The 6520-nt window shown below is 64.7% G+C and carries 6 protein-coding genes; 3 read left to right on the top strand and 3 right to left on the bottom strand.

The annotated features are described in order from the left end of the window. Positions 1-854, top strand: an 854-nt coding sequence (locus tag AC16HO_RS12380; RefSeq protein ID WP_484335458.1) for a GMC family oxidoreductase, incomplete at its 5' end; no start/stop codon positions are given. Here the strand turns inward: AC16HO_RS12380 and AC16HO_RS12375 are convergent. Together AC16HO_RS12375 and AC16HO_RS12370 are read right to left on the bottom strand one after the other, a co-directional pair. Continuing rightward, positions 851-2806 (bottom strand): M48 family metalloprotease, encoded by a 1956-nt coding sequence (locus AC16HO_RS12375; protein ID WP_484335457.1) that lies wholly within the window; start codon positions 2804-2806, stop codon positions 851-853. The two genes, AC16HO_RS12380 and AC16HO_RS12375, sit on opposite strands and share 4 nt — an antisense overlap. 34 nt (positions 2807-2840) lie before the next feature. Next, positions 2841-3428, bottom strand: a complete 588-nt coding sequence (locus tag AC16HO_RS12370) for a LemA family protein (RefSeq protein ID WP_484335456.1) — start codon at positions 3426-3428, stop codon at positions 2841-2843. A 103-nt stretch (positions 3429-3531) separates the two neighbouring features. On the opposite strand from AC16HO_RS12370, the gene AC16HO_RS12365 reads away from it, so the two are divergent. Both AC16HO_RS12365 and AC16HO_RS12360 read left to right on the top strand, forming a co-directional pair. Further along, a complete protein-coding gene (locus AC16HO_RS12365) occupies positions 3532-4794 on the top strand; it encodes a serine hydrolase domain-containing protein (RefSeq protein WP_484335455.1) in 1263 nt (420 codons plus the stop codon). Positions 4795-4813: 19 nt separating this feature from the next. Further along, on the top strand, positions 4814-5434 hold the full coding sequence (locus tag AC16HO_RS12360; RefSeq protein ID WP_484335454.1) for a GPP34 family phosphoprotein: 621 nt from the start codon (positions 4814-4816) through the stop codon (positions 5432-5434). A 48-nt stretch (positions 5435-5482) separates the two neighbouring features. Here the strand turns inward: AC16HO_RS12360 and AC16HO_RS12355 are convergent, their stop codons facing one another. After that, a complete protein-coding gene (locus tag AC16HO_RS12355; protein WP_484335453.1) occupies positions 5483-6475 on the bottom strand; it encodes an energy transducer TonB in 993 nt (330 codons plus the stop codon). Positions 6476-6520 lie beyond the last annotated feature (45 nt).

Here is a 6520-nt window from a genome sequence, read left to right as displayed (position 1 = left end):
AAGCCCGCGAGGTGATCCTGTGCGGCGGTGCGATCAATTCGCCGCAACTGTTGATGCTGTCGGGCGTCGGTCCGGCCGATCATTTGCGCGCGCATGGCATCCGCGCGGCGCACGATCTGCCCGGTGTCGGTGCAAACCTGCAGGATCACCTGGACATCTGCACGTTGCAGCACTGCACGCAGCCGGTCAGCTACGACCGGCTCAACGAAGTGGCGGTGGCGCTGGAATACCTGCTGCGCCACGACGGGCCGGGGACATCCAACATCGCCGAAGGCGGCGCATTCGTGCGCACGCGACTCGCGCCGGACGAGCGCTGCGACGTGCAACTGCACTTCATCCCCGCCCTGCTCGACGACCATGGCCGCCATCGCCTGCCCGGCTACGGCTACACCCTGCATGCCTGCAACCTGCGCCCGCGCAGCCGCGGCACGATCCGGCTCAAATCCGCCGATCCGGCGGCGAAAGCCGAGATTCGCGCGAATTATTTGAGCGACGGCGACGGCCACGATCTTGCAACCATGATCGAAGGCGCCAAGCTATCACGCGAAATCTTCGCCGCCACGGCTTTCGATGCGTATCGTGGCGAAGAAATCTTCCCGGGTTCGGCAGTGACGACCGACGCAGGTCTGGCGGACTTCATCCGGCGCAAGGCCGAGACTGTCTACCACCCGGTCGGCTCCTGCCGCATGGGCAACGACGATCAGGCCGTGGTGGATTCGCAACTGCGCGTGCGCGGCGTCGCCGGATTGCGCGTCGTCGACGCCTCGGTGATGCCCTGCCTGCCCGGCGGCAACACGAATGCGCCGACGATCATGATCGCCGAACGAGCGGCAGATATGATCGCAGCTGCTTAAGCCGCCCGGTCGAGTTGCGGCGGCAACGGGCAGTGCAGCGCCGCACAGATGGTGCGCAGCAATTCCGCTTCGGTCACGCTGACCTTGCCGTCGGCGCCGATTGCGGCAGTGAAGCCGCGCACCAGCAGTTCCTTGCCGGCCGGCGCGAGCGCGTCAAGCAGGGGCAAGGCGCGATCCAGAGCCACGATCCATTCCTCGCGCTGCAGATAGGGCGCGATGTCGTCGGGCAACACTTCGTTCATGCCCACGAGGTAGGCGCGCTCGGCATCGGCTTCACTGTCGGAGCCGTACTCGGCGACGATGGAAATAGCGTCGGCCACTTCGGACGCGCAGGTCGTCAATTTCGTCGAGCCCGTCGGCCGCGCCTTGGAAGGATCCAGCGCATCCATGACCTGCACGCCGACAAGTTTGGCCAGGCAGTACTCCTCCAGATGCACCTCGCCGTCGGCCTGGATCAGTTCGTTGAGCGCGACCAGGAAGGTCTGCAATTGCGGTCGTGGCTGGCGACGCAGTGCCGGAAACGCGAGCTGGGCGAGCGGCAGGCGCTGCATCGGATGCAAGGTGTCGGTGTCGACGAGGATTTCCTCGACGCCCTTGCGCACGTTTGCGTCGTAGCGCTTTTCCAGCAACGCGAGTTGCTTGCCGCGCATCGTCGCGTCGGTGTCGACGGCAAGCGCGAACACGACTTGCTGGCATCGCGTGCCCATGTAGGCGAGCGCGCGCAGCTTGTCGGAAATGGTGCCGTGGATGGCGCCGGCAGTCTGGTAGTCGTCGTTGCCGGGATGCGCGACTTGCTTGACCACCTTTTGCGCCGAAAGCGCAATCTGCGCGTCGGCTTGCGGCAGGACCGCTTCCGCGGCAGGCGCAACCGGTGCAGCAGTCGCCAGGGCGGACGCGATGGGTGCCGGGGCGAAACCCGAGATCGAGACCTGTGCGCCGTCGGACTCGCCCACCGGCACCGGATTCGACCAGGCCTTGGCGATGGCGTCGAGTTCAACCGGATCGAACGCCGGATCAATGGCTTTGATGCGCAAATGCAGCGGTGGATGCGTGGCGAACAGCGCCGAGTAGCCGACACCATCGCCGAACAGCATGTGCGCGACTTCCTCGGTCTCCCCGCTGGCCAGTTTTGAGCCATCTGCCAAGCCGCCAATCTTTTTCAGCGCTCCGGCAATGCCGGTCGTCTGGCGGGTGAACTGCACGGCCGAAGCGTCGGCCAGGTATTCGCGCTGGCGCGAGATGCCGGCCTTGATCAGGCGGCCGAAGAACACGCCGATGTAACCGATGGCGAGGATCGCGATGCCGATCAGCACGGCATAGCCCGAATCGCGGCTGCGCCCGCTGTTCGCCGCGATCTTGCGGCCGATGATGCCGATCACGAGGATGCCGAACAGCACACCCATCAGGCGAATGTTCAGGCGCATGTCGCCGTTGAGCACATGGCTGAACTCGTGCGCGATCACGCCCTGCAATTCTTCGCGGTTGAGCTTGTCCAGGCAACCTTGGGTCACCGTGACCGCCGCATCCGCAGGCGTATAGCCGGCGGCGAAGGCGTTGATCGCAGATTCGCCTTCGAGCACGTAGACCTCGGGCACGGGCACGCCGGAGGCGATGGCGATTTCCTCGACCACGTTGCGCAGGCGCTTGTGCGCGAAATCGGTTGTGGTCGGCTCGACGAAGGTGGCGCCGAGCTGGCGCGCGACCACGCCGCCGCCGCCGCGCAAGGCGGTGATCTTGTACATCGAACAGGCGCCGATGATGCCGATCACGAGCACGCTGTTCCAGAACATCACCGCGCCGATGCCGGGATGCACGCCGTGCCCGGACGAACCGAACGCGAGGAACAGCACGAAGTCGAGCGCGGCGACGATGCACGCCACCGCAAGCACGAACAGCACGAGCATGCGCTTGGTGTGTGCGCGGGCGCGCTCTTGCTGGGCGAAGAAATTCATCGCCGCACTCCGCCGCTGTCAGCCGGAACCGGGATCAGGAAAACGATACCTTGACCGCCTTCTTCGCTTCGGGCGATTCCACTTCCCACGACGTGGCCGGCGCGAAGTTGAACATCCCGGCGATGATCGAGCTCGGGAAGACTTCGCGCTTGTTGTTGTAGTACATCACACCGTCGTTGTAGGCCTGGCGCGCGAACGCGACCTTGTTCTCGGTCGAGGTGAGTTCTTCGGAGAGCTGCATCATGTTCTGGTTCGCTTTCAGGTCCGGGTAGTTCTCGGACACCGCGAACAGGCTCTTGAGCGTTCCGGTCAGCTGGTTCTCGCCGGCGCTCAGCTGCTGCATTGCCTGCGGGTCGCCCGGATTGGCCTTCGCCGCGGCCAGCCCGCCCATCGCCGCGCCGCGCGCCGCGATTACGGCTTCCAGCGTCTGGCGCTCGTGCGCCATGTACGCCTTGGCGGTTTCCACGAGGTTTGGAATCAAATCGTAGCGGCGTTGCAGCTGCACATCAATTTGCGCGAACGCGTTCTTGTAGCCGTTGCGCGCCGTAATCAGGCCGTTGTAGATGCCGACCAGCCAGAACACGATGGCGACAACGACGACCAGGAAGATTATCGTACCCATAACACTTGTGCTCCGATTTGGCGTTACCATGACGCCCCGTGCGAAAAGCATAGCACGGCCGAATCCGCCGCCGTGCGGACGTTCCGGAAGAGGGATTCATCGAATGTTTCACCTGCGTACGCCGGCAACACTGGCGTTGCTCATGCTCGTCGCGCATGCGACGGCAGCCAATGCGCGCGATGTGCGCGAGAAGTGGGTTCATCGCAGCGCCGACCAGGGCGTGCACGTTTCCACGAACCCGCAAGCCATCGCCAAGCAGTTCGGCGAGTGGATGGACCAGGTCGATGCCTCGGGACAGATTTCCGGCATGGCTGTCGCGATCGTCAAGGACGACAAGGTTCTCCTGCAACGCGGCATCGGTTACGCGAACGCGAGCACCGGCGCGCGCATCACGGTGGACTCGCCGTTTCGCCTGGCTTCGCTGTCCAAGGCATTCGCGAGCGCGCTGGCCGCCATGCTCGTCGACGAGGGTATGCTCGACTGGAACACCCGCGTTGCCGGCGTGTTGCCCACGTTCGAGCTGAAGAACATCGAGGCCAGCGACAAACTTACCGTGCGCGACATCTTGAGCCAGCGCGTAGGTCTGCCGCACAACACCTACGACCGTCTGCTCGAACAGGAAGAACCCTACGAAGAACTGGTCGACAAGCTGCGCGACGTGCCCATGACTTGTGATGTCGGCGACTGCTACGGCTACCAGAACATCACGTTCGCACTGATCGGCGACATCGCCTACGCGGTCAGTGGCGACTTTTTCTATCACATGGTCGAAAAGCGCATTTTCCATCCACTGGGAATGACCGATGCCACCTACGGCCGCGCGGCGCTGGAAGCAAGCCGTGACTGGGCCCAACCGCACGCGCGCCACGGTCACGGTTGGGCGCCGATACCGATCAAGGAAGCGTATTACCACGTGCCCGCCGCGGCCGGCGTCAACGCCTCGATCCGCGACATGACGCAATGGCTGATCGCCCAGATGGGCGGGCGCACGGATGTGCTGCCGCAGGAACTTCTCGACACGGTCCACACCCCGCTGGTCGAAACACCGAGTGAGCGTCACGCCACGCCGTGGCGCCGCGCGCGCCTGGATGATGCCCAGTACGCGTTGGGCTGGCGCGTGTACGACTACGCCGGACAGACCCTGATCTTCCACGCCGGCGCGGTGCAGGGCTATCGTTCGATGATCGCGTTCTTCCCCAAATACCGCTTTGGTGCGGTGATGCTGTGGAATTGCGAGTGCGCCCTGCCCAGCGGCCTGATGCCGATGTTGCTGGATCGCTACCTCGGCCTGCACGCCGTGGACTGGGCGGGACTGGAATCCTTGCGCTCTTCGCGGCACACTGTGGCCAGCAGGGGTGCTCAGTAGTCGACGGCGGGAGATGGGAATGTTGATCGCCGAACACTTCTTCCTGATTGCCTGTGATCCGCGCACCGGAATGCTGTCGTGGCCGCGCCGCGGGCTGGATGCCGGCGAACTGGTTGCTGCCGCGATCCTGGTCGACCTGGCGGCGCTCGAACGCGTGCACTTGCACGACACACGCCTGCGCGCTGATTCGCAAATGCCGCTGAATCATCCTCTGCTCAGCGAGGCGATGGAACTGCTGGGCGGGAAGAATGCAACCGTCGCCGAAGCCATGGACCTGATCACGCGCAGCATGGCCCCGTTGCCGCCGAAAATACTGGACGCGCTGTTCCGCCGCGACCTGGTGCACCGCATCGAATTTCGCGACTGGCGCCTGCGCAAACGCCTGCGTTATCCGTTGCGGTCGGTGCAGGCGCGAAACGAAGCACTGCAGTTGCTCCAGTCCGCCGCGCACGCGGACGACACCCATGGCCTGGCGCTGCTGCTGTTGTCCGACGCGAGCGGCATTTTGCCCAAATACCTGAACGCGCACGATCATGCGCCGGCCGTGAAGCGACTGCTCGCACTCAATCAGGTCGAGGCCTGGGCGCCGCAATCACGGCGCGTACTGGCGGAAGTCAGGCAGGCTCTACTGCGCGATTGACCGGTCCGGTGCCGCAGCGTGCCACCGTATCGCCGCGGCACGCAGCGTTCATTTGTTGAGTTTGAATTCGATCCTGCGCGTGGCCTGTTCTTCGGTCGGCTTGCCATCGACCATGCGCGGCTTGAACGTCCAGCGGCGCACAGCCTCCAGCGCGGCCTGGTTGAAGACTCGATTCGGCTGGGCATTGGCGACCTTGGCATTGGTTACCGAGCCATCCGCGGTAATCGTGAACTCCACTTCCACCCAACCCTCGCGGCCGGAGCGGAATGCGTCGGTCGGATACGTCGGCGGCACCGCCTTGAGCAGTTGCGCTGGACTCGTCACGGGCGCCGGCGCGGGTGCGGCGGCGACCGGCGCAGGTGCGGGGGTAACCACGGCAGGCTTCTCTGCGGGCGTGGATGCGGGTCTTTCCGCAGGCGGCGGCGCAGCGGCCGGCGCCGGAGTCGCCGCAGCCTGCGCGGCCTTTTGATCCGCCGCGGCCTTGGCTGCTGCCGCAGTTGCCGCAGCCGCGGCGACCTGCTGGTCATGGTCGGCTTGCTTCTTCCTGGCATCGAGCTTGCCGCGCAGGATGGTCAGCGTGTAGTTGCTCGGATCGAACTTGGCCAATTCATCGATGACGCGCGAAGCCTCGTCCAGATTGCCGCCGTTGATTTCCTGCTCAACCGCGCCGGTCGCGAATGGGAACATTTCGCGCAACGCAGAATCGGCAATGTGGTTTTTCGGATCCTTGGCGAGGACCTGCAGGTAGTACTCCACCGCATTGTTGCCCGGCGGTGCAACATAGCGTTTCTCGCCAAACGCGGCGTTGGCGGCCTTGAGCAACTGATCCTCGGTCATCTCCGGGGCGGGTGCAGGCGTTGCTGCGGTTCCCGATGCTGCCGGCGTTGCCGTCGCCATCGCGGGTGCTGCCGGTTTCGCCGGAGCGGCCGGTGGCGGCGCGCTGCCGCCGCAAGCGGCGAGGATCAGGCCGGGGATGACGACCGCAAGAAACCGGACCACGCCGGAAGCCGCGGGAAACGTGTTGGGTACTTTGTCGGCCATGATCGCATCGTCCGCTGAAGGAAAAGAAACCGCGCTTTTTTGCTT

This window comes from Rudaea sp. (assembly GCF_057139185.1).
This window is presented reverse-complemented; position numbering and strand designations above follow the sequence as displayed.

What these genes read in the sequence shown, in the direction of transcription:
- AC16HO_RS12375 (WP_484335457.1), bottom strand. Translation starts at nt 2,806, where the DNA reads ATGAATTTCTTCGCCCAGCAAGAGCGCGCCCGCGCACACACCAAGCGC.
- AC16HO_RS12370 (WP_484335456.1), bottom strand. Translation starts at nt 3,428, where the DNA reads ATGGGTACGATAATCTTCCTGGTCGTCGTTGTCGCCATCGTGTTCTGG.
- AC16HO_RS12365 (WP_484335455.1), top strand. Translation starts at nt 3,532, where the DNA reads ATGTTTCACCTGCGTACGCCGGCAACACTGGCGTTGCTCATGCTCGTC.
- AC16HO_RS12360 (WP_484335454.1), top strand. Translation starts at nt 4,814, where the DNA reads ATGTTGATCGCCGAACACTTCTTCCTGATTGCCTGTGATCCGCGCACC.
- AC16HO_RS12355 (WP_484335453.1), bottom strand. Translation starts at nt 6,475, where the DNA reads ATGGCCGACAAAGTACCCAACACGTTTCCCGCGGCTTCCGGCGTGGTC.